Origin of the sequence: Dyadobacter sediminis (genome assembly GCF_005860765.1) — a bacterium.
Lineage (GTDB): Bacteria > Bacteroidota > Bacteroidia > Cytophagales > Spirosomataceae > Dyadobacter > Dyadobacter sediminis.
In genome coordinates this window covers 334,728-360,245 of record NZ_VCEI01000011.1, presented here as the reverse complement: position 1 = coordinate 360,245, position 25,518 = coordinate 334,728, and the positions used below count along the sequence as shown (strand labels likewise).

The 25,518-nt window shown below is 44.2% G+C and carries 12 protein-coding genes; 7 read left to right on the top strand and 5 right to left on the bottom strand.

Annotated features, from left to right (window positions below):
* Positions 1-34: 34 nt before the first annotated feature.
* The 4 genes from FEM55_RS02470 to FEM55_RS02455 all read right to left on the bottom strand — a co-directional run bounded on the left by FEM55_RS02470 (position 35) and on the right by FEM55_RS02455 (position 6,611).
* On the bottom strand, positions 35-3,139 hold the full coding sequence (locus tag FEM55_RS02470; RefSeq protein ID WP_229209057.1) for a SusC/RagA family TonB-linked outer membrane protein: 3,105 nt from the start codon (positions 3,137-3,139) through the stop codon (positions 35-37).
* Positions 3,140-3,948: 809 nt separating this feature from the next.
* Positions 3,949-4,416 carry a hypothetical protein gene (locus FEM55_RS02465; RefSeq protein WP_138279726.1) on the bottom strand — a complete coding sequence of 156 codons (468 nt, stop codon included), beginning with the start codon at positions 4,414-4,416 and terminating at the stop codon, positions 3,949-3,951.
* 392 nt (positions 4,417-4,808) lie between these two features.
* Positions 4,809-5,732, bottom strand: a complete 924-nt coding sequence (locus tag FEM55_RS02460; protein ID WP_138279725.1) for a helix-turn-helix domain-containing protein — start codon at positions 5,730-5,732, stop codon at positions 4,809-4,811.
* Between the two features lie 15 nt (positions 5,733-5,747).
* Positions 5,748-6,611, bottom strand: a complete 864-nt coding sequence (locus tag FEM55_RS02455; protein ID WP_138279724.1) for an SDR family oxidoreductase — start codon at positions 6,609-6,611, stop codon at positions 5,748-5,750.
* 648 nt (positions 6,612-7,259) lie between these two features.
* Between FEM55_RS02455 and FEM55_RS02450 the strand changes: the two genes are divergently transcribed.
* The 6 genes from FEM55_RS02450 (at position 7,260) to FEM55_RS02425 (ending at position 18,986) form a co-directional block, all read left to right on the top strand.
* On the top strand, positions 7,260-8,054 hold the full coding sequence (locus FEM55_RS02450) for a T9SS type A sorting domain-containing protein (protein WP_171036440.1): 795 nt from the start codon (positions 7,260-7,262) through the stop codon (positions 8,052-8,054).
* A gap of 79 nt (positions 8,055-8,133) precedes the next feature.
* Positions 8,134-9,528: a hypothetical protein gene (locus tag FEM55_RS02445; RefSeq protein WP_138279722.1), complete on the top strand. Its 1,395-nt coding sequence runs from the start codon at positions 8,134-8,136 to the stop codon at positions 9,526-9,528.
* A gap of 154 nt (positions 9,529-9,682) precedes the next feature.
* Positions 9,683-11,419 carry a serine hydrolase domain-containing protein gene (locus FEM55_RS02440; protein ID WP_229209128.1) on the top strand — a complete coding sequence of 579 codons (1,737 nt, stop codon included), beginning with the start codon at positions 9,683-9,685 and terminating at the stop codon, positions 11,417-11,419.
* A 710-nt stretch (positions 11,420-12,129) separates the two neighbouring features.
* Positions 12,130-12,765 carry an outer membrane beta-barrel protein gene (locus FEM55_RS02435; RefSeq protein ID WP_138279720.1) on the top strand — a complete coding sequence of 212 codons (636 nt, stop codon included), beginning with the start codon at positions 12,130-12,132 and terminating at the stop codon, positions 12,763-12,765.
* A gap of 1,231 nt (positions 12,766-13,996) precedes the next feature.
* Complete coding sequence (locus FEM55_RS02430; RefSeq protein WP_138279719.1) at positions 13,997-17,851, top strand: ELWxxDGT repeat protein; 3,855 nt, start codon at positions 13,997-13,999, stop codon at positions 17,849-17,851.
* A gap of 394 nt (positions 17,852-18,245) precedes the next feature.
* Positions 18,246-18,986, top strand: coding sequence for a hypothetical protein (locus FEM55_RS02425; protein WP_138279718.1), 741 nt, complete (start codon positions 18,246-18,248; stop codon positions 18,984-18,986).
* 125 nt (positions 18,987-19,111) lie between these two features.
* On the opposite strand, the gene FEM55_RS02420 is transcribed toward FEM55_RS02425, so the two are convergent.
* Positions 19,112-22,360, bottom strand: a complete 3,249-nt coding sequence (locus FEM55_RS02420) for a CBM96 family carbohydrate-binding protein (protein ID WP_138279717.1) — start codon at positions 22,358-22,360, stop codon at positions 19,112-19,114.
* A gap of 451 nt (positions 22,361-22,811) precedes the next feature.
* Between FEM55_RS02420 and FEM55_RS02415 the strand changes: the two genes are divergently transcribed.
* Positions 22,812-25,361, top strand: coding sequence for a TonB-dependent receptor (locus FEM55_RS02415; RefSeq protein WP_138279716.1), 2,550 nt, complete (start codon positions 22,812-22,814; stop codon positions 25,359-25,361).
* Positions 25,362-25,518 lie beyond the last annotated feature (157 nt).

The window sequence follows — 25,518 nt, the reverse complement described above, 5'->3', positions numbered from 1 at the left end:
CATCAATGTTTAAAAGCTTTTGACCAGGCACTTTTTAGAATTTTACATTCAAACCAAATGTGATCACCATTGTCGCAGGCGTGATACCGGTACCACCGGCCGCTAACCCGGTCGACTCCGGATCCACACCATTGTATTTGGTACGGTACTCCGACCAGATAAATGGCTGCTGAATGCTGGAATACAGCCTGAGTGATTCCATTCCCATTTTTTTCGCCATTGCCGGCGTGAAAGTATAGCCTAAGTTGATGTTACGAAGCTTGACAAATGTTCCGTCAAAATAGGTAAGTGTACTTCCGTAAACAGGGAATTCCTGGTTGCTCTTCGGTCTTGGGAATTCATTGGTGGGATTATTAGGTGTCCAGTAATCCACTTTAATCTGCTGGTAACGACCTGCCAAAGCATTGTTATCATTGTGGAAAGTACTGCGGATCAAAGCGCCTACACGTGCATAGAAGAAGAACGACAGGTCAAATCCTTTAAATGCGAAACGGTTGGTAATACCTCCGCTGAAATCAGGAACATCAGAGCCAATGATCTCCCGGTCGTCCGCATTGATGATGCCGTCACCATTAATATCCTTGATCTTGATCTGTCCGACCTCCGACGCATATGATTTTGCAGCATCCGCTTCATTGGTTTGCCAGATACCCACTTTCCGGTAGTTATATACGGTACTCAAAGGACGTCCGATAAACCAGCCGTTTCCTACGTCATCAACCTTGCCATTATATAATGAAAGGATCGCTTCTGTGTTTTTGGTAAATTGAAAATCAGTAGTCCATCTGAAGCTGGATGCCGCATCGATGTTAATGGTCGTAAATCCAAGTTCGACACCGCGGTTACGCGTTTCTCCCACGTTGCGGGTTACCGCATTGAAGCCGGTAGAGCCCGGTAGCTGATCGGAAAGCAGCAGGTCTTTGGTATGTGTCTCATAAAATTCCAGAGAACCCTGAATCTTTCCGCTCAAGAAGCTAAAATCAACACCAATGTTCGACGTCGAGGAAGATTCCCATTTCAAATCCGGATTTCCAATGGTATTGGGCCGGTATCCGTAAGCAGGAGTTGCTCCCCATGCATATGCTGTTCTGCCCAACAATCCCTGCGTTTGGTAAGGAGATACCCCCTGGTTACCCACTTTACCCCATCCGACACGCACTTTCAACAGATCCAGCCAGGTGACCGATTTCATGAATGACTCATTGCTCAGGTTCCAGCCGAGTGCTATCCCAGGAAAATTACCATATTTGCTATTTTCTCCGAACCGGCTTGATCCGTCCCGACGGAGTGTCATAGTCAGCAGGTATTTGTCATTGAAATCGTAATTGACGCGCGCCATGTAAGAGTTGATCGTCCATTCCGTCAAGGTACTTCCTACACCCAGAATGGACGTTGCCGCTCCCAGACCATAGAATGACTGGGTTTCAGCCGGAACGCCTTGTACGTTGGTTAAATACCCTTCAAAATTATCCCGCTGGATGGAGTGAAGCAATGTTACGTTCAGGTTGTGCTTAGCTGAAAAAGTTTTGTTGTAGTTCAGAATGTTTTCCAGCGTATAGTTGAAGCCGAAACCGCTTGCAGTAGATGCTTGTGCATCCCCGAATTTCCGTGCGTTGGTTCTCGCACCGATAAACCGGCCGCCTCGTGTAATGGTAAGGTCAGGCCCGAAGTTGATGCGATATTTCAAACCTTCCAGAATTTTAAATTCTGTAAAAAGACTGTTAAAAACACGGTAGCGTTTGATCTGATCGACCTGGGCGCCCGGTACTATTTCCGCCAGCGGATTGGTCAGCAACGCATCGTTTGTTGGTGAAAAGATCAGATTTCCATTATCGTCGTAAGGTCTGCCCAATGGATTTTGATTGATGGTCATTCCGTACGTATTGAGGCTTTCACCATTCCGGATGCTGTACATCGAATAGGATGACAAACCTACTTTTAACCAGCTATTGACATGGTGATCAATATTGGCACGAAGGGACATTCTTGTGAAATCAAGCCCCTCCACAATGCCTTTATCTTTGAAATAACCTCCGGAAATGTAGAATTGCGTCTTTTCATTGCCACCCTGTACACCCAATGAGTGGTTTGTCATAATTCCATTTTTCAGGATCAGGTCTTGCCAGTCGGTATTTGTGCCTTCTGCAATCCCCTTTGCTACATTGGGGTCACCACCCAGTACCGCTACCTTTGCATCAGCGGCTGCGTCAATAGTACCGGTTGGAACATCCTGGCCGGCAGCGTTTTTGTAGCCACCTGTTGCCCGGTATGCTTCACGAACAAATTCCGCAAACTCAGTGCCATTAAACAATTCGATTTTATCCAATGCCTTTGAGGCCCCTACATACCCATCATAGGTCACTGTGGTTTTCCCTTTGACTGCGCCTCTTTTGGTACTCACAATGATTACCCCGTTTGCACCTCTTGCACCATAGATCGCCGTCGCCGTTGCATCTTTCAAAACTTCCATCGACTGGATATCGTTCGGGTTCATGTCTTCATATCCAGCCGATAATGGAATTCCGTCTACTACATATAACGGATCATTCCCTGCATTAAAAGATCTCCTTCCGCGGACCAGGATCTTGGGCACACTACCCGGTTTTGATCCCGCCTGCGTTACGTCCACCCCGGCGGCGCGGCCTTGCAAAGCCTGACCCAGGTTGGTAATCGGCATTTCATTGATTTCCTTGGCACCTACCGAAGAAATCGCGCCAGTGGTCTGGCTCTTTTTCTGGGTACCATAACCCACAACCACCACTTCTCCCAGGGTTTTCAGATCGCTGGCCAGCACAACTTCGATAACGCTTCTTGCTCCCACGGCTACTTCCTGTGTCATAAAGCCTACCGCGGAAAACACGAGAACCGCACCATTGTCGGGAACATCGATCTTGAAAGTACCGTCAACATCTGTGTTTGTTCCGCTGCTGCTGCCTTTAAGTACAACAGACACCCCGGGTACCGGCATATTGTCTTCGGCGGCGGTGATTTTACCAGTTACTGTTTTGTCAATAATGACCGAAACCGGCAACTCCGGCTTTCCTGTTGCAAAAGCAGGCACCGCGAGAGTTGAGCAAAATACACCTACCATGATCCCGCGCATGAAGCGCAGACCAACCGTTGTAAAGTTTTTTTTCATACGCGTTTAATTGATTTCCATTTATAAGTTCTTGATTGCTAATTGACGATTTAATAAACCGATACCCTTACAGAAAAAACACTATTATTTCATGGAATATTTTCAATGATTTAAAAGGTGCAGTTTTACAACCTGATACCGGCTTCGCGGTAACATGAATGACGGTAGCAGTGGTATTACGTTGGAAATACTTAAAAAGGGGGCACTTAAACTTTGAGTAACGCAGCCGGTTAAGGCTAACTATACAAGCAAAAAGCTGAATTTATCAGCTAAACGCTTCGGGTTATTTCCTGCTATGACCTGATTCTGAAACGCTTTGCAATCCTTATACCCTTTATTGTACTGTGGATATGCCAGCTGCGCTCGCAAAACGCGCTATGACATTGAACACGAATTAAAGCCTGGATTAACTTCTGAGCAGATTTTCCCTATGGATAGCAGACCCGACAATACTAAGTTACCGCTATCAAATTCCTCAATGCAGCGTGTATGTTCAGCTTTATTTGTCACGCAGGAAAAATGACCCACATTATTTGAAAAAAACTTCGGCCTTGATTAATGCATTAACATCATTTAAGACTATGCGCGTATCCTTATCAGAAGATCAGCTATTTTTTTTGTATTATAAAAGACCGTTTCCCCGGCAAAGTAGTCAACACAGTCCTGATCGTAAATGACACGCCCAATAACATCAGCAATCTTTTCGATGTGCTGCCCAAATACCGGCTATCAAATGCTGGTTGCTTCTAATGCAGTCAAATCGTGGCTGGCGTCAGCTACAGAAAACGGAGGTTTTGTAGATGAAGTAATTAGCTTAGTAATTGTCTTATCTTACTTGCAATTTCTTTTGCCTCTTTTTTTGAAATAGATAAATCGTAAATTTTAGAGGAATTATCTTTGAAAGTTATTTCCATTCTGCTTCTACGAATTCTGGGATCAAGCAGTGCATATGTTCCAATTCTTTCAGAATTTCCACCTGCTCCGACCTGTTGTATTTTTGAAATTTGGTATTTTACTGTTTTGTTAAAAAAAGGTACTATCGATTTTTTTTCAAAGTAAAGATGGTCCTTATCCAGAGTAAGTTCATCGATAGGAAGTGTGTAAAATGCAAGTGCCAGCAGAATAGCAAGGGAATAACCAATCCAAAGAAAATCGTTTTCTAATTTCTGCAAGTCAATAACATATAAAATGAGCAAAGCAAGAATAGCCTGTATTGATCGCAAAATCCATATATGAGGCTTATGAAAGTGATTTGTCTTTATAATGAATTTGTTCATAAGAAAGTAATATGATTGAATACAGATTTTTGATCTTTTGATTTAATGTTATTTGATATACTTTGCCCAAAAAAATTGGTATCAAATAATATCACTATTCCTTATAAATATATCAATAAAATTTTACAATCAAATGCCGCATAGAATCCTTTTTTATGCATGCACGAATTGACCGCCTTACTTGTTGCAGCTGCTGTTCCAAAACAAAATGGAATAAGTGTGCCAACGGCCCTCACTAATTTTCTTGCCTTTACTTACATCTAAGGTGATATGATAACCGGAACCTTCAGTGCAAACGGGACTGCCAGGATTGGTTATAAACATGGATTATGTGATCACCCGAAGTTATTTGCTTCATTTGTAGATTCAGAATGAGATAGTAAAGGTCGTTTCTAGTTGAATGATTGCCTGAATACGACCGGTAAACAATGAGTCTTATTCTTGAAAAATTTACTGAATGACTGGGCATGCTCAAACCCCAGCTGATAGGCAATTTCTTTAACGGACAGATCAGTCGTGGATAGTTTTTCTTTCGCCAAATCAATGAGCTTGTCTTGTATAAAATGCCTGGTACTTTTTCCGGTCAGTGTAGTAAGCAGACGGCTCAGGTAGTTGCAGGAAAGATGCAGGGCCTCGGCCACCGACTCGACGGTGGGCACGCCCTGAGCGGCCAGAACATCGTCCTGGAAACGCTGTGCCAAGAAGGACTCCATCCGCTCCAGAATAGTATGATGTGCTTTCCTGCGAGTCAAAAACTGACGTTGGTAAAAACGCCCGGCATACTGGAACAGTAGTTCCAGTTGCGCAACCATGATGAGGTGGCTTGATGCATCCATGTTTGCCTGGTATTCTTGTTCAATCTGCCGTATCAAGTTTACAACCAGCAATTCTTCCTTACTGGAAAGGTGTAGTGCTTCCCATAGATGGTAGGCAAAATATTCATACTCCCTTATTTTGTTGGATAGTGAGGTACCCCAAAGAAAATCAGGATGTATGAGTAAAAGCCATCCGGTATGTTTGTATTCTTCTTCGCAGCCCGGTTCAACCGTAAGTACTTGCCGGGGTGACATGAACACCATAATGCCCTCGTCAAAATCGATCTCTTGCTGGCCGTATTTAAGTTTGGAACTGACATTTTTTTTCAGAGCGACCGAATAGAAATGATGACTGATACTTTTGGGACTCCTGCCTGGCCGGCCTTTGATATCCTCGAATCGCACCACGCTGATGAGCGGATGCTCAGGTTTGGGCAACTCCATCAGATCATGATATTCGGTTATGGTTCGAATGTGTCTGGGCGCTTCCATCAATTTCATAACAAAGCAGATTATTTAGAATCCATATATTAATTTCAGGCCTTCCCTGAGTGACGCAGCAGGACGTCCAAGTTTCCGGGTAAGGTCAGCCGAAACTCCGGATTCCTGCCCGTTTCGAATATCAGCATTAAAATCGATAATTTTTCTTGCCGTTGTAGAGGGAACACCTTTCTGAATCAATAACTTCTCAAAAGAAACACTTTCAACCGGGGTGTATTTCACCTCTCTTCCTGATAATTCGGTCAATGCGCGGGCAACATCGTAAAACGTAAAGGCTTCTTCACCTGTAAACCTGTACACATGGTTTTCAAAAACCTCATCTGACATGACATGAGCAATTGCTTCACCCATTTCCTTTCGCAGTGCAAATGCGATCCTTCCGTCTCCCGCCGATTGAACAATGCCATGCTCGAATACCTGCTTGCCGACGAACAGCGGAATAACGTCCAGATACAATGCATTTCGAAAGATGGTATGACGCAGGCCACTCCGGCGTATATACTCTTCGGTAGCAAAGTGATCAGCCATCAGCGGATTATGTAGACTGGCACTATCCCGAAGCGAGCGGCTAGTATAGGCGATGTCAGAGACGCCTGCCCTTATGGCTGCATCCACAACATTACGGTGTTGCTTTATTCTGTCGCCTTCATCGCCAGCCGAAATCAATAACACCCTGTCCACCTCCTGCATGGACTTATCAAGTGAAGCACTATCTTCGAAACTGCCTGAGTAAGCTTTGAACCCTTTTTCTTGAAACGACAATTGATTTTCCTTGTTCCGGGTTAGAATAACAATGCTGCTGGCAGGGATCTTATTCAACAGCGTTTCGATCACAGCACTTCCCAGGGCACCGGTTGCGCCTGTTACTAATATTCGCATAAGTTTTGTTTTAAGTACAATGCAAAGCTCACCAGAAACTCAAAATGCATGGGTAGCCAAATCCGGCTTTGTTGTAGTTTAATCTGACTTAATCCAGAAGCTTTCGAGATAGATTGCACCATTATTTGCGTTGCCGCAGGATTTACAGGTATTGGACGATGCTATACTCAGTACCACCATTAACAAAATGGTCAAGAACCGGTATTCCCGGCATAACATCATGCAAGGAAATTAAAAGATTTCTACCGTGAGATTATTCCTGGGAAGAAAAATTGTTTATAGCTATTGATTTGAATATTGTGAAATGCCAATTTCTTCATGCATATCCATAAAGGCGTTCGGGAAATCAAAAGAGTAATGTTTTCTTCACAACTATTCCTCGCGTTTGAAGTTCACGATGTGGTATTTTATCCTTTAACTAAATTCCTGTATAATGATGGGCTAAAATCTTTATAAATTATGGGTTACAAACCGGATATTCCGTTTCTGCAACTTACATCGCACATAAGCTGAATGCAATTGATTTTAAAAACTTGTTTTCACCGCACCTCTTGCTTTACGCGAGGGATAGTTTCATGGTTAAAACCTTTAAAAGTTGATGGTTGTATTTTTAAATTGCAGACTTCAATTTGCACATTATTACTGCTGGTGGTTTTCTTTTTACCGGCACAAAGCCTTTTGGGCCAGCTTTCGGTGCAATGGGACAAAACATTGGGCGGACCAGACGATGATTACTTATGGACAGCACAGCAGACTTCTGACGGCGGCTACATTCTGGGAGGACAATCCGAGCATTATTCCGGATTGACTGGTGACAGATCAAAGCCCAGCCAAGGACGCACGGACTATTGGCTCGTAAAACTTGCCAAGGACGGAAGAAAGGAATGGGACAAAAGCTATGGAGGCTCTGAAATCGATATCATAGACTTTGTCAGGCAAAGGACTGGATTACTGGGTTGTAAAATCGGCGCAAACGGCAGCAAAGAATGGGATAAAATCTTTGGCGGAAATGGTGAGGATAACCTTAATTCTATTATTCAGTCGTTGGATGGCGGATATATGCTATGCGGTACATCCAAATCAGAAAAAAGCGGAGATAAATCGCAGGGCACAAAGGGAATATCAGATACATGGATCGTAAAAATAACTGCAAGTGGCACTAAACAATGGGACAAAACACTGGGTGGAAAAAAGTACATGAAGTATGGCAGTTATAATGGAGATAGTGAACTGAAAATCCTTAAACAGGAAGCTAATGGAAACTATATACACCTGTTGAACAGTTCAGGCCAAAGCTATCAGATTGCAGCAGTCCAAAAAGCAATCGCTGGCCAGAAAGCAGAAGTGGATATTTCAGGTTTATCTTTAAGCTCAGGCATTTACATGCTCAAAATAGAGTCAGAAGCTGCAAGCGAAGTCATTAAACTGCTGGTAACACAGTAGCCGGATTGAAATGAACTTAAACTATCAAATATTAAAATATGCTTATTTTCACTTTACAAGTCCAAACTGATCGCAATTTATGAAATCGTATTCCCTTCTCGTTTTATTGGTGGTTTGTCTCCTTTTCAAAGGTTGTAAAAAAGATCCGGAGGTACTGCCGGAGATGATTCCGGTTGGTAATCAGTATATCAGATCCATTCAGGTTATAGGGGCCAAAGAAGCGACCCTTGACACAGTCAATAGCTATATTCAGGTGGTGCTGCCCGCAGATTACACTGAGAATGTTCTTGATCTGGCAATCGAACTGGAAGATGGCATGAAGCTGGGCATTCCCCCCGACAGTGCACTGTTTGTTGAAAACCACGTGCGTTACAACTTCATGGGGATAGCCCCCATCGTATTCGGGGTGAGCCAGATCGGTAACCAAAGCTATGAAAAGCAATATACAGTTTTTGTCAGGCATGAGGGAAAACTCATTGCAAAGCTTACTTCTCCGCTCCGGATCTCTGCTGATAATTCGAGTTTTGCCGACACTTCTGATCTGTATGCCTTTGGCAACTTTCATCCTGTATCCGGTTTGGGAAGCATTCCTGATACACCTGGCGGCACGAAGGCCATTTCATTTGAATTAAAAGATGTGGCAACTGGCCAACGGGCGGGAGGAATTAATTATGAGGTTTTTCCCTTTCAGTTTGAAGTGGCGCCTGTTTCCAAATTTCTTTCTTCTTCGAAGATGCAACTGACTATGCGTTATGGCGAAAAGTCCTTTCAATTTCCTGATATCAGCAAACTTGAAAAAACTGCCCCGTCAGGACGAGTATACTGGTATAATAAAGAATTGAAAAACCTGACTTACAGCAAGTCCGTTACCGTGCTGGGTGGCACATTCCTGCCCGAGTATTCATATCAGGTTACCCTCTCCAACGACCGTATGGTTACGCCTCGGACGATTAATGCCAAAATCAGGAGCTTCAATCAACTGGTCTTCGATATTCCTGCTGATGTTCCGGAGGATCAATATGTTGTTAACGTATATCAGGGAAGTGAACTGGCCGGGATCTCAACCGAAGCTATTTCCAGGGATTCAATGAAACTGAATGTGGCCAAGATCTGGAACGAGTACAGCGATTGCCCATTCAATTCCGTTATTTTCGGAAACGTTGAGAGAACCACGCTCAGGAAAGGGCAGCTGTTGTATGCAATGCCTTTTCCGGCTATTACCAGTTCCAAACTAGGCAGTCCGCCTGATCCCAACAAACCTTTGCCGAGCCTGCAGCTGAAATCGGGGAATACTACTATTTTACTGAAAGGCAAAGTGCAAGCAGATCCGTGCTATGCCGACGCATCGCGGTACCTTTATTATGGCGCTTATACACTGCCCGCAGATCTGGTTTCAGGAAAATATGAAGCCCGCTTCATTTCGGACAAGAATGAAACCTCCCTTCCCTACTGGAGCCTGATCGAAATCCAGTAATGAATGCTTTGAAGGAATTATCGCTAACTATGAATTCGATACCGAATCGATACAAGAAATGTGTGGTGAGTCTGGCGAACTTACATTTTTTGCCAGTCGGTGAAATACTGTTGGGTTTTTCAGGAAGGCACATAGTATCCATCTTTGCCATTTGATGATGATAAAAAGGTACTTAAAAATTGTTTGGAGCAGTTGCATTGTAACGACTTTTGCTTTTGGCAGGATGCTAGCATGTACCTTTTCCTTGATCAATATGCTCCTGTCATTCACCGCTTGGTCACAAGATGCCAAGTACATCACACAAAAAATAGATAGCATCGCGAATTTGTATGATCCGGATAAGCCAGGAGCTCAACTGTCAGTCCTTTTGAACGGGCAGCTGATCTACTCCAAAGCCTGGGGACTTGCCGAACTTGAACATCGTGTCACGCTAACAACCGGAACATTGATCGAGGCAGGCTCTGTCTCCAAGCAATTTACAGCCGCCGCCATTCTGCTCCTTGAAAAACAGGGTAAATTGTCCTTAAACGATCACGTATCGGAATATTTCCCTGCTTTCGGGATGTACAGACATCCTATTCTTATCAGACACCTGATTCATCACACCAGCGGCATACGCGAATGGAGTGATGTTGCCGAGCTGGGTGGGTGGCCCAACACACTTAGGATCATGAGTAATCAAGAGGTTGCAACGATTATTGGCAGGCAGAAAAAGCTGAACAGTATTCCAGGTGAGCGTTTTCAGTACAGCAATTCCAATTATATTCTGTTAGCCTTGATCGTTGAGAAGGTAAGTGGCTTGTCTCTGGCTGCATTTACTGATCAGTTTATCTTCAAGCCCGCTGGGATGCAGCATACGCAATGGAGAACCAACTACCAAAAGGTCGTTTCTGCCAGGAGCCAGGCATACGATGTGAAAAATGGCAATTTCCAGTTAGCCATGCCGGAAAACAACATCCACGGCTCAGGAGGACTACTTACAACAGCTGAGGATCTGACCAAATGGAGCGGCTTTTATCTGAGCGGAAAACTTGGTGGAGAAAGTATGTTTACCCGGCAAACAGGTCTGGATACGCTAAACAATGGAGACTTAAATCAGTATGCGGCCGGAATGTTTGTTAGTGGAGGCAGTACAAAACGCATATTTCAGCACGGTGGAGCAACAGCCGGGTATCGTGCAAAGCTTGTCTCTTTGCCAGATGCAGGAATTTCAGTTGCGTGGCTAAGCAATACATCCATGCTGGACACGACAGGAAAAGACCTGGCAATGGATGTTGCTACCCTTCTTGCAAGCCCGTCCTATTTTGATTCTGCTCCTCATACACAGATAGAAGCAAAACCAGATTTTAAACCAGAAGAACTTACAGCTTATGTTGGCCTGTACAAAAGCAGTCATAGCGGACGAGACGTTCAGATTGAGATGGGAACAAACGGTCTGGAAATGTCCGGTAACGCTCTTAGAAGAATTAAAAAGTCACAATTTGATTATTATGGCATACTGTTTTCGTTTGAGCAAGCTAATCAGCTTACTATTATTCCGCCTTCCTCAGAGCCCATGCATTACCACCTGACTGACTCAGCTGGATCCACTATCCCTCACCAAGTTTATCTGGGGCACTATTATTCTGATGAAGTAAAGGCTTCGATCATCATCAAAAGTGTGAACAAAAAACTCATTGCACAATTTGTATCCGGCGATGAATGCGACCTGACTAACCACTTTAAAGATGGCTTTATTTCGTCATGTGACCTGAAGGCAGACTTCTTCTTTAAACGGGACAAGCATGGCAAAGTAACGAACCTGGACGTGAGTACCCAGCGTGCACTACATATTAATTTTATCAAACAGGCTGGCTCGTATAGACCGCTTGGTGGACAAACGTCAGAGTAAAATGATCATCAAGTATATTCAAGATAAGATTGGTATTAGCAGAAATCATGTTGACTTGCAAATGCGAAAAACAGTTAATTAAGCAATTCTGGTCTTTTCAAAAACAGAAACAAGTAAATTACGATACAGTTTTTCAACCATACTTAATTTACTACTATCAGTTAAATACCCTGTTATTTTTTGACGAAATTTTCTGGCAAAGTCAGTAAAAGATGAGTAGTGATAGATAAAGCGTTGAATTTTTCATCTGAGCCGCTAAACGGTTGAATGATCAAAAACCTTTTCTGACAAGCAAACCTTGGCGGTTAGATAATTTATGTGCAGATCTGCCTTTTTACCTTATAATTATGCATTACTATTCCTTGATCATACCTGCTGCACATGCTGATCCGGAACAAAAAAGAAAAGTCCCTTCTCCTTGTACTGTCCCAAGAACTTTCACAGATCGGCTTTCCCCCTCCTGTTGTGTGTTTTGTAACTTAACTTAAAAGAGTTACCCAAACTTTCTGCCAGGTTCTGAGTTTTGGCCTGGTTAATCACATCGTAAACAAGTATAGCAGATTACATTCTTTAAATATATTGCTATTTAATTATCTTTTTTTAATATATTGCCTGATAAATGGATGGTTATTTTAACAGATTCAACTTGACGTTCAAAGGCAGATGATAAAGTTTCGGCGGTTATACTAATCCCGTTAAAAGAGAAGAGAATGAAATCAATATGTATCACCTCCTTCATTGTGATGGGAATATTACTTTCCTGCTCAACTGTATTCTGCCAGAGTAAATTTTCCTTTTCTGCTACGGTAGCTCCGTTTTATGCACATAATAAAACCACGGTAAAATTACCCATTGATAGTGGCTTCGACCCAAATCTAGGTGGAGTATGGACATCGAAGGCTTCACCAAAGGGTTATTGGGTCGGTTTGAGCGGAGGGTATTCATTTTCAAAGAAATGGTCCGCGTCAACAGGATTATGGTTTAGGCAATTCAGACTTAAAACCTTTAATTCAAACAGCCGGTCACATAATTTTGCCATTCCTGTTATGGTCAATTTTCAAACATCGGAAAGAAAATGGTCACCTTATTTTTCAGCAGGTGCGTTATGGAATTTTGCTAGCACAAGTCGTGCAACTATTAAGGACATTGGCACGGTCGTCATTAAGTTCGGCAAAGGTAATATTTCAAGGCTTTTACCGACAGCAGGGGCTGGTGTAATTTACCATTTTGCTCCGCATTTTTCTCTAATTGGTCAGCCCACTTTCGGCTATGCAATTCCTCCATCCGGCATTGATTCGCACGCCTACCAAATAGGCTTTAATATGCAGCTGATGCTCAGATTGTAAGTTTGGTATTGAAAGCTTGCGTTTTCTTAACAAAATAGCTGTCAATCAGAATTCTATAAAACTGAATATTTTCTGGTACATGACAAAACAATGTTACACTGATTGTTTATAACCGTTTGATCAGGTAAAATGGAAAGGGGATCGCCGTTGATCTGTTTGACCTAGATAATGACCAAGTGCTTATTTGTTACACAATAAACGTCATATAAATGCCAAGGATATTCAGCAAAAAGGTTTGATATTTCATTGCTGTTATTATAAAGTAATAACCTCAATCAGATTTTCATCTAATCGCTCCAAGATGCCCCGAAACAGTACCTATTTACCTGTCTCAAACGCAGCGGCCACCCGCCCTGGATCAAGACCTTGAAAAGAACAAAGCTGACATACTGCATCTGGCCAATGAGAAAAATTCAGGAAAGTGCGGTATGTTCGGGAAAAGGTTTCCGGAAATGTCTACTGGCGTAACCGCAAACATTATTTAACTGGATTAAAAAAGAATGGTGTCAAAAAGTATCAAGATGTGCATCGAGCACCAGATAAAGGCAGTATCCGCCAAGACTCTATGAAGAACCGATACGAGGTACTGGATTCGTTGCCTGCATATGGACCAATGTACCGTATATGCATACCTGCCTTTACACGATCAAGGCAGGATAAATAGGCAAATTGAATGCACGTTAATCCTGAATTTCACAACTAAAAGGGAAGAAAAATCAAAGCGGCTGAGAGTACGTTGGTACCATCGGTTTTTTGCCAATTAAACACTTTAGATTTTGTTTATAGCTTCTGCTTTTAACCTAATCTTTGAACTTCCACTACAATCCCCTTTATTATTGTATAGTATTTAAACAATAACTGTAAAAGCTTCATCCTCGTTGAGTTAGTTAAACTTTTTTAAATCTAGACTCTTCTCCTCTTCACTTTTACAACCTATAGGCAGTTCATTATAAAAATCCCAAGAAGTTGTAAGCTGCTTGCCTAACTATTCCGATAGGTTCAAAACACTTTGTAATAATTACAAGATACATGCAGAATACGAGCTATCCATGCAAGTAAATCGTTGTAAATGAACAGCTTTTACATAAACATCTGTTCTTGCCTTTTCTTTGACTATATAATAGAATCCGATATAGAAAACCAGACAAGCTGCCAGCAGGATCTTTTACCGATTAACACCTTTATTTAACATGAAACAGGAACAATTAACTCAACATCAAACCAACAAACAATGAAAAGATTTGTACTGTATTTAGCCTTATTCCTGATGCGTATGCAGCCGCTGCTGGCGCAGGAAGTTACGCTGCTGAAAGACATCAATGTGGCAGGATCTGTGAACGGGTTCCGGATTTACCAATCGGTTGCGGCAGGAGATATGATCTACATGATTGCTGATGATGGCTTTCAGCAAAAAGGATTATGGAAAAGTGATGGCACAGCAAAAGGTACTGTCCTGATTAAAGAGTTTACAGGATTTGGCGATATTCAGCGCCTGGTCAGCTCAAATGGTTTGGCTTATCTGGTTGCCTTCCCGGATAACGAATCAGCCGCCTATCTCTGGAGAAGCGATGGTACACCCGCAGGGACCTTTTCCATAGGAAAAATAAATTACAAATCCTCCGGCTCATTGCTATCGGTACTTACCAATATTAATGGCACCTTATACTTTCCCGGTGTTTCCGGATTGATGAAAACCGATGGCACAGCACAGGGAACGGTATTGCTCAAACGCTATAATTCGTCTGATGAATGGATTCAACAAATGGTCAATGCCAACGGCCGGTTGTTTTTTATCAGCAGTAACACGAATTCCTCAAAGATTTACAAGTCAAATGGCACGCAAGCAGGTACTATGGCCATTGAGGATAATTTAACCTCTGGCTACGCTTTGCCGCTCATGCCATTGGGCAATGAAGTTTACTTCGCAGGTTCTATTAATGGGAACATTGGATTGTTAAAGGCAAGCGAAACGTCTGCGGCGACTTTGGTCAAAGTACTTCCAGGAGGCTTTGTAAACCCGACCCCTGTGGGAAGCAGCCTGTACTTTCTTACATCCGATGAGCTCACCGGAACTGAGCTTTGGAAAACAGATGGCAGTACAGCCGGCACCGGGCTTGTAAAGGACATCAACCCGGGCGCAGGTTCATCGGATGCTTCCCGTATGAGGCCGGTAAATGGAGAGCTCTACTTTATGGCGGATGACGGCACGCATGGTGAGGAGCTTTGGAAAAGCGGCGGTACGGCCGCAACAACGATGCTGATTAAAGATATCCGGCCGGGCAGCATGGGATCTGACATCCAAGAGCTGGCTGCTGTTGGCAACAAGGCTGCCTTTACTGCCAATGATGGCAACGGTGAAAAGCTGTGGCAGAGTGACGGCAGTCCCAATGGCACCACAATTCTGGCCGACATGCCTGCTTCCCGGCTGATCAATGTCAATGGCACTTTGTACTTTAATGGCAATCCGGAATCGGGCTCCGAGCTTTTCAAAAGCACCATGGTTACCAGCGGTACCAGTGCAGTTACCAACTTTGCCAAATCCGGATCCATGCCGCTTGGCTTCACCCAGATTAACGGTGTTTCCTACTTTTCTGCCGATGACGGCATTAATGGCCGTGAGCTCTGGAAAACCAATGGCAGCACGGCAGGAACGGTGCTGGTCAGTGACATACAAAGCGGGGTAAACGGCTCGAATCCCGAGCAGATCACCCATGTAAACGGAACAGCTTTTTTTGTTACCGGCAGCGGCTCACAGGTGCATGGCTTATGGAAAACGGGTGGAACTGCGGCCACGACCATTAAGTTAAAGGACTTCCCCAAATCCTATGAGCTGCAGGGACTGATCAATGTGAACGGCACATTGTTTTTTGGGGTGCATGACACCAGCGGCAGTATGCAGCTATGGAAAAGTGACGGCAGTTCGGCCGGAACACAGCTGATCAGAACTTTCCCGCTGACAGATACCTTTTCACCTGTTGCCTTCAACGGGCACGTGTACTTTGGCGCATATGACAACATCAACAACATCGGCCTTTGGAAAAGCAACGGTACACCGGAAGGTACCACGCTTGTAAAAGATATGCCAGTTGACGCAGGCTCTTCCGTGTACAAAACACTTACTGTGGCTGGTAATTTCATTTATTACATCGCTACTGGTTATGAAAATCTTCGTAGTCATTTTTATCTGGTTAAAACGAATGGAACTACGCAAGAGACAACGGTCATCAAGGAACTCGACGCTACTTTTTTCTTTACGAAACTTGTAGCAGTGAACGACCTGTTGTTTTTCAGGTCCAGAGACCAGTCTGATCGGGAGGATGTTTTTGAGGAGAATTTATGGAGATCCGACGGTACAGCACAGGGCACTTACTCCGTAGCTACAATCCGATCTTTCACCGGGGAAGAAGAGATTGGTCCCGGTAATATGATCGCGGTCAACGGTGTTTTTTACTTTGCACATGATGGAGAAAGAGAAATATGGAAAAGCAACGGTACCACAGCAGGTACGCAAAAGGTCACCAACTTCGGTTCCATGAGAAGCGAAGGATATTTTGAGCATTTGACTGCCATCGGCAACACCCTGTATTACGTTACCTCCGACGGAACAAGCGGCCGTGAAATCTGGAAAACGGATCTTGCAACCCAGACAACCAGCCTGGCCTACGACTTGACTCCGAACGGCTCGACGGTATTCTATGAACTCGGAGTCCTGAACAACCAGCTGCTGATATCGGCTGACAACGGCTTGTACGGCGCCGAGCTGTTCCAATACCAGGATGCAACAGTGCCTGTGGCCAGTACCATCCGCATTAATGCAGGCGGGCCCGCTTTTACGACTGCCACCAAAAAGCTTTTCATCGCCGATCAGTATTATGCAGGCATTGACCGTACCAGCTCGATTGCAAGTGGCGATATTCTGAATACAACCAACGATGTATTGTACCGTACAGCCCGCTGCTCGCCCTCATTCAGCTACAACATTCCGGTTGCCAACGGGAAGGTAGATGTATATCTTCACTTCGCAGAAACGTACTTCGGCGCTCCGGGCAAAAAAGGCGGGGCAGGCAGCAGACGCTTTCATGTAAACATGGAAGGAAGCCGCATACTTACCAATTATGATATCTTTGTCGCTGCCGGCGGGGCCATGCGTCCGGCTGCGCATATCGTTACGGTTGATGTTACCGACGGTATGCTCAACATCGACTTTCTGACCGGTGCAGCGGACCTGCCCAGGGTTTCAGCCATTGAGGTAATCAGGACAAACTATGCTTTGAAGCCTGTTGCTGATTCTTACGTTCGGGACGGCACTTATAATTATGTAAATTTTGGGGATGTAACCATGCTGGACATCAAGAACAACGCCAGTGATTTGTCAGCAAGACGTTCATCATACCTGCGGTTCCAGCTTCCGGCAGCTGCGGCTGTTACATCTGCCAAGCTACGTATTTATGGGCATAACCATGAAAACAGCAAAAGCATTTCTGTGCATGCATACGGGATAGACAATGACAGCTGGACCGAGAGCGGCATTGTCAAAAATAATGCTCCGGCTGCATCCACGGCTTCACTGGGCTATGCCGCCGTCAATGATGCTTACAAATATTACGAGATTGATGTGACCAGTTATGTAAAAACCCAGCAGCAATCCGGTGAAACCCTGGTGAGTCTGCTGTTGGCTGATCCGAATAACCGGAATACAAGAGTTGTTTTTAACAGCAAGGAGAGCAGCTCCTTCCCTCCTCAGCTGATCGTTCAGACTTCGCCTGTTGTGAATAGCAATACAAGGTTAAGCAATGAAGAAATCAGCCTAAGCTCGGAAGCAGAACCGGAGTCCTCATCGGTTTACCCGAATCCGGTTGGAAAGCAGTTTACAGTTGCAATATCCAGCAAGCATAGCCAAGACATTTCACTTGATCTGTTGAACAATTCAGGACAGAGCTATCAAGTTGTAACAACCCAAAAAGCAATTGCTGGCCAGAAAGCAGAGGTGGATATTTCAGGTCTTTCGTTGAACTCTGGAATTTACCTTTTGAAAATCAAGTCCGAAGCTGCAACTGAGGTGATCAAAGTTCTGGTGACGGAATGACCAGATTGCAATGATTTCAAACTATCAAAAGGAAAGCCGTTCATATGGAATTATGGACGGCTTTCTTATTCTAAGCTGAGCAAATTCAAAAGTTTATGTAATCCCATTACTATCAAATTACACTATAATCTCTTATTCAGCTAAGTTAAAAAACTAAAAACGCCATTATATGCCTGCTAAGCAGCATTTCAATTTCCTTTGGTAATAATAGTTATACGTTGCTTAAACCACCGAATTTTCTGACAGCTCAATGGGGTTACAAAATCAACTTTCTACCGAGCTTGAATCTCAGTAATCTATTGCTTCGTGATCTGGTATTTACTGCATTGGTGTTACAACTATTTGCAAGGTATTAACGTCATGAACCTGAGATATCATGTTTTAAGATCTGACTATGACAAAACGCACCGTAACCTTAGCCATACTGACGTCAATGCTGCTGCTTACAGGCTGCAAAAAGGAACTTGATCCCCAGATTCCAGCCGGTGCGTTTTTCAAAATAACTGCACTAGGCAAACTTCAAACTAATCTGGAATACCGCAACGGACGGGTTTCGCGCGTACTGGCATATAGCAATTGTGAAACGCCTTACTCGGTGGTCGAATATGGCTACACGGGTGAGCAAATCATCTTAATACGATCGGGTACCCGTGGACTTCTCTCGTCATGGAGCGGCGCATTGTGTGATCCGGATCTGCCTTTCGATTTTCAGAATTATACGCTTGAACTGAATAACCAGGACCGGTATAGCAAAGTAACAAGCGAGAACATGATTGCCACTTTTTCGTATGCTGGCTTGAAAGCAGCCATTCATGTGACTGACCATGCAGGAAAGTCAGGCAGGATGATCTATGTGTTATTCGACAGCAACGGCAACATGATTGAACAACGAAATTCAGAGACTGACACCTTGGGACTCGTGCGTTATGAGTACGACAACCATCCGAATCCCATGCGAGGACTCGATTCTTATGGTTTGCCAAATCCATTCACATGCCCAAACAATGTCGTGCGCTCCCTTGACTCACGCGGGCAAATACAATGGGAACGAAAATTTACTTACAACGACGCTGGATGGCCGCTGGCCTGCAATGAAGGCAATGGCATAGAATATCAGTACCATTATCAGGAGTAATTTAATCTGTTGTATGGAAGAGCGAATTGTCCATTTCCTGAAAATAAAATAAATAAACAAGTCTGTAATCAAAGTTCCAACAGCACCGGAATTTCACCAGGTGCTGTTGAAATTAATAAGCTGTTTTATTTGATCACCATCACTTTCAGCATTTCCGACTTTGAAACCGACTGTACTTTCAAATGATAAATTCCTTCGTCCAGTGAAAGATCAGCAATGCTGATTTCGGCCCTGGTTCCGGCATGCAGCATTTCGGGTGTTTGGATCGGATGTGCTCTTCCCGCTTCATCGTAAAGCTTGAGAGATACTTCTTTCTGATGCTGATTCCCTATCTGCAGTATAAACTGCGTATGCACCGGATTCGGGTAAATAACTGAATTTTCAGAACTGGTTTCAACAGTTGTCATGATCACTTCTTCCGCAGCCAGCCTTGCAGCTGACCCTACGGGCCCGGCCGTATTGATGATCAGCTCTGGCTTGTTTACGGCATTTTCCCTGCTGTTGAACAGGATCCTTTTGCCGCCAAATGCTTCATCTATTCGCAAGGTCAGCATTTTGTCACGGGCAAACTGAGCCTTGGCGAATTCAGTAATGCCTATTTCAAAGTATTCGGGCTTTCTGGTCACGCTCAAAGTTCCCAATGTATTTATGACACCGCCTGGTGCATTGTTCGCCGTGATGCCTGCTTCTGTCCAGTTGTCATTATCCAGACCTATCAGGTTCAAACCGACCCTTGTGTCCGCTTGATAATTGTATCCGTATATGCGAAACTTTGCACTGGAAATATCGCTGAAATCCGCCAGCGAGAATTTGAGAAACGATACCCGCCGAAGCTCCGGAACGTTCGTATTTTTCACATTCAGCTCGGTTTCATTTCCATAATTTGTATTGGCATTGGTACCGTAACTTACGTATCCATCCGCTACGGGCGACAAGGTTACCGTTGATACAGATCCAAGGAATTCCACCTCAATAGCCGAGACCCGTGGTTTGTCGCGCATTTCAGCGGTGGGTCTGAAAGCAAGATTCAGAATACCGTCCGTTACTTCCACTTCAAAGGTTTCCTGTACGGCCCTTAAAGCTCCACCTGCACGGTCGATGATACTGTAATTATTCAGCTTTGCCAATCCTTCCGCAGTGACATGGAACAGGCGCCTGTTCTTTTCGTCCGGACGGCCGGGGTATACACCCCAGTATATTTCTGCAAAATGAAGTGTAACCTTGACGACGCCGTTTGTAACCGGAACGTTGTAATCAAAATAATCCGAACTGCGGCCTGAACGGTACAACTCATCATCGTCGGTGTTCAGAATATTCCGATCAGCAATTGCACTGGTGCGATCAACACCATCATAATACTTGTCTGCTTCAAATACACGCCCGTCCGCAGTCGTGTAAGCCCCTCCGCCTGCATTGATCCGGATGGTAGCGATTCCGGAGGGATTCGGTACGTCCACAATAATGGTTTCTTCATCGGACAATTGCGGCAAACCGGCAATACTTACTTTAACCACAAACTGGTAAATGCCGGAAACCTGAGGAGCCCAGCTGAAAACACCGCTGGATGCTCCAATGGTTGCACCTTGCGGAGCGCCAACCAGTGAAAACAGTTTCGTTTGTCCACTTGCAGAAGATGCCTTTGCAGTAAATGCAAGTGTATCGCCCAGTGTCAGTTTACGATTGCCTATCGGCTCCAGAACCGGGGCCGTAGTAATATCATTTACCGTAAAATGGACCATTAACAATGCACGTGCATAACCCGGCGCTGTTGCCGTTACAACGGTTGAATAGCTGTTTGGGGAAAGACCGGCAGGACTTACCGAAAAAGGCAAGGCACCACGTGCAGGCGCGGGAAGTGTCAGCCAGGCGGCTCTGGTTTTTTTAAGGTTTACAACAGGCGTTCCTGAATTGGCCGAAAGGGTTACGGACTGGGCTGGTGTTGTAAAACTTCCGCTGTTCACAAAGTCAAGTGTTCCGGAAGAAAATGCCAGGGCTTTGGAATTGGTTTCAGAAACCAGCTTCACCACCCATAAACCGCCTCCTGACGAGAATGCCGTTTTATCATTGCCAGCATCTACACTCGTGGTATTTCCGCATAGCAGATATCCTCCGTCCCGTTCTGGAATGGCAGCAAGCAGTTTACTGGAAGAATTCGCAGCGCCGCCAATGGTCTTGTTCCAGGCAATGGTTCCCGCCGGATTTAACTTTACAATCCAGTAATCACTTTCTCCTTTCCGGGCTTCTGTCTTGTTGCCACTTTTGCCTGATTGCGAGTCACCACCGATCAGGTAGCCACCGTCAGCGGTTTGTTTGATGGATTTTAAATGATCCTCTTTTTCCCCTCCTATGGTTTTGTCCCATTGCTTTTCACCGTTCGCGTTGATTTTCACTACCCAGAAATCACGAAGGCCTCTGTTGGGTTCGGATTTATCCATGGCGTTTGTGGAACTTGAATTGCCGCCCAGAATGTAGCCGCCGTCGGAAGTGCGGTCCATGGACACCAGGAAATCCTGTGCATTGCCGCCGAAGCTCTTGTCCCACTGCTTCAAACCATCTTTGGACAATTGTACGATCCAGTAGTCAACAAATCCGGGATTGCCTGATGTTTTATCGCCGCTTTTATTAGAATTGGAATATCCGCCCAGAATGTAATTTCCGGCCGCGGTCTGGTCAACATAAACCAGATTTTCACCACCCGATCCGCCAATGGTTTTATCCCATTGCTTCGTTCCGTTTGAAGTAATCTTGACAATCCAGTAATCGTAATTTCCTTTATTAACCTCCGATTTGGTGCCATCCCTGGGTGAAATGGAACTGCCGCCAAGGATATAACCGCCATCTGCAGTCTGCTTCAGTGTACTTAAATTATCAATGTCGCTGCCGCCAAACGTTTTGTCCCATTGCTTGCTGCCATCGGCCGAAATCTTGATAATCCAGTAATCAGCGCCCGAATAACTGTTTTCTGATTTATCCTGGCTTTTATTAGAACCGGAAGTGCCTCCAAGTAAATAACCTCCATCCGTTGTCTGGATTATTGCGCTAAGCACGTCGCGTCTTTCTCCGCCAAAGATTTTATCCCATTCTTTATCTCCGGCTGCATTGTACTTGCCTACGCTGTAATTCGAAGCCGTTGAATTAAGTGAGCGGCCAACAATGATGCCGCCGTCCTGCGTAGAGACTACAACACTGGGCATGAAGTAAGAAACGGGTTCATAGGTTTTGTCCCACTCAATGGCTGGCTGTGCAATCAAACCGGATGCGGCAAGTAAGAACAGCTCAATGGAAAACAGAAGATTGCACTTGTTTATGATATAAAAGCGGTTACTTCCATAATTATTCCGAAAACGTATTTTTTCAGGGAAAGATGATTTCATAAAGCAGACTGAGTTAGATATACAATATATTGTACATAATAACGGTTAAGCTACAATCATTTACTTACAATTGTACCTTTCAGTTTACTAATATGAGGCAAATACTACAAACAAACCTTAAAGATTAGAATGAGTTATTAAAAGGCTTAAAAGAAATTTTATTTTTAAATGCCCTTTTTACAGATAATACGCTTACATAGGGTCTACTGTGTCAAAATGTAGTTGCATGGACCCTGCTCCATCCTCATACCATAAAACAGCCCGAGTTTTTAACAACTGTTTTGGATAAATTGTGTTTATGCTTTTCTGTTCGCTTTCTGCTGCTTAAAGCTGTCTTTGTAATGAGTATTGCATCCATGTAGCATTCATGACAACTGGAATGCTGCTTGTAAGTATCCTGTTCATTTTTTTCTTATCGTTGTATCCGGAAAGCTATATCGATTGATACCATATGAGAAAAAACATTACCTGCATTTTCATTGCTTCTGTATTTTTAGCACAGGCACAGGCACAAACTGATACACTCAAAATAAAATCATTACAGGAAGTTGTAGTCACTGCGTCACGACTTACTGAGAGTATTCTTGTTTCTCCGGTAAGCGTCCAGAAGATAAACCGTCAAGCCATTGCCCTGTCCCCTGCCCTTTCATTTTTTGATGCGCTTGAAAATGCGCAGGGAATCCATATGATTACTCCTTCGCTTGGTTTCAGAGTTTTGAATGCCAGGGGATTTTTCAATACAACGAATGTACGGTTTGCTCAGCTGGTGGACGGAATGGACATGCAGTCTCCGCATATTGGAGGAGCAATTGGAAATGCACTCGGGCCTACTGATCTGGATATAGACAATATTGAGATCCTGCCCGGTACCGCTTCGGCATTGTACGGCATGAACACGGTAAACGGCCTTGCCAATTTTTTCACCAAAAACCCTTTTACATCCGAAGGTCTTTCCATTCAGCAGAAAACAGCCATTAATCACCTTAACGACCCATACAGTAATGTAAAACCCTTTTCAGAAACAACCCTGCGATTTGCCAAAGTGGTTTCTACTCAATGGGCATTTAAGGTAAATGCCGCTTTCACAAAAGGGTACGACTGGATTGCCTCTGACCAAACCGAATTAAACGGAAGCGCAAACCGCAGCACCAATCTGTTCGGTGCTGACAATCCGGCGCAAGATCCGGTAAACGGTTACGGTAATGAAAGTTCGAACCGCAGAACGATATCATTAGCAGGCCGCAATTATGTAGTTGCCCGCACAGGTTATCAGGAAATGGACGTGGTCCAATACAATCTTCAAAATGTAAAGACGGACGCGGCGATTTACTATAAAGTAGCCCAGGATGCCATGCTCACCTACTCCTATCATTTTAGCGAGCTGGACAATGTCTATCAGCGTGCCAACCGTTTCCGGCTGCAGGATTACCGTTTGCAGCAACATGCCCTGCAGTATCATTCAAAATCTGTTCAGGCAAAGCTGTATATAAATTCTGAAAATACAGGCAGATCATACAATCTGCGCTCCATGGCTGAAAACATGGATAGAAGCTATAAGCTTGACAATGTATGGTATACCGATTTTACCAGCGGCTTCAATCAGTCCGTATTGGCAGGAGCCACCGTAGCAGATGCCCTCAGGCAAGCCAGGACGGTTGCCGATGCAGGCCGCTATCAGCCGGGCACTCCGGCATTTAAAGAGCAATTGGCAAAATTACAGGATATAAACAACTGGGACGTGGGTGCCGCACTGCGCGTCAAAGCCAGCCTTGTACATGGTGAGCTGCAAGTAAACCTGACTGAAAACTATCTGCAATCTTTGAAAACCAACTATGACCTTGACTTGCTTACAGGCGCCGACCACCGGACATACATCATCGTTCCCGATGGCAATTATTTCATTAATCCCGAGCCGGGCCAGGAAGGAAAAAATATCAATTACAGCAAGACCGGCGGTTTTATTTCTGTAAGCAAGGGTTTGTTCAAAAGCAAGTTGAAACTGGGCGCCATCCTGCGGGCCGACAAGAATGATTATTTCAGTGCGACATTCAACCCGCGGTTTTCTGCGGTATACAGCCCGGTTCATAACCACAACGTTCGTGCGTCTTTTCAGAGCGGCTACCGCTTTCCAAGCATATTTGAAGCTTACAGCAATGTCAACAGCGGTGGTATAAAAAGGGTTGGAGGACTACCAGTCATGTCAAATGGAATTTTTGAGAATGCCTGGCTGGCTACTTCCATCACCGCATTTCAAACGGCCGTCCTTGCAGACATTAATCAGGCTGGTCTGACACAAGCTGCGGCCATTGAAAAGTATAAAGGCTTACTCCGGAAAAATCCCTATACCTATCTTAAACCCGAACATGCCAGGACCTGGGAAGCTGGCTATAAAGGACTTTTCTTTACTAACAGTCTCTATGTCAATGCTGATGCGTATCTGAGCCGGTTTAGTAATTTCATCGCCCAGGCCAATATGAATGTGCCTAATTCAACCAATGAAGCAACCATTCCAGCCGACTTGTATACCCGTACCACACAATCGCCTTACCGGATGTATACCAATTCGCAATCCATTATCAACAATTTCGGGTTCAGCGCAGGGTTAAACTACAAATCAAAAAAAGACTGGATTGTTTCGGCCAACACCACTTTTTCAAAACTGCGGAACACCGAAAACCAAGATGGGCTGGAAGATGGCTTTAATACGCCAAAATGGATTTACAATATCTCGGTCTCAAAAACGAATCTGGCAAAAAACATGGATGCAACCCTGGGCTACCGTTGGCAATCAAAATACCTGTCCCAAACTTTTCTGGTCAGTGGGCAGGTTCCTTCTTATTGCAGCCTGGATGCGCAATTGAATTACCATGTTCCTGTAACTAAATTAATAATCAAAGTTGGCGCCACCAATGCTCTGAACCATTATTACAACTCCTTTTTAGGCGGGCCGGCAACCGGTGGAATGTATTATGTAAGCATCATTTACGGGATTAAGAACTGAACCGTATAAGCATGAACAAGGGCCATGGAAATGTGCAAGGATTTGGATTTTACCTTGCAGATCGAAATCTGTAATACTCCCCAAAATTGAGACCATCGGCTAAGTTGAATAATTTGATTTTGCCCCCCCCCCGCAAAACTGGACAATTGATAATTAG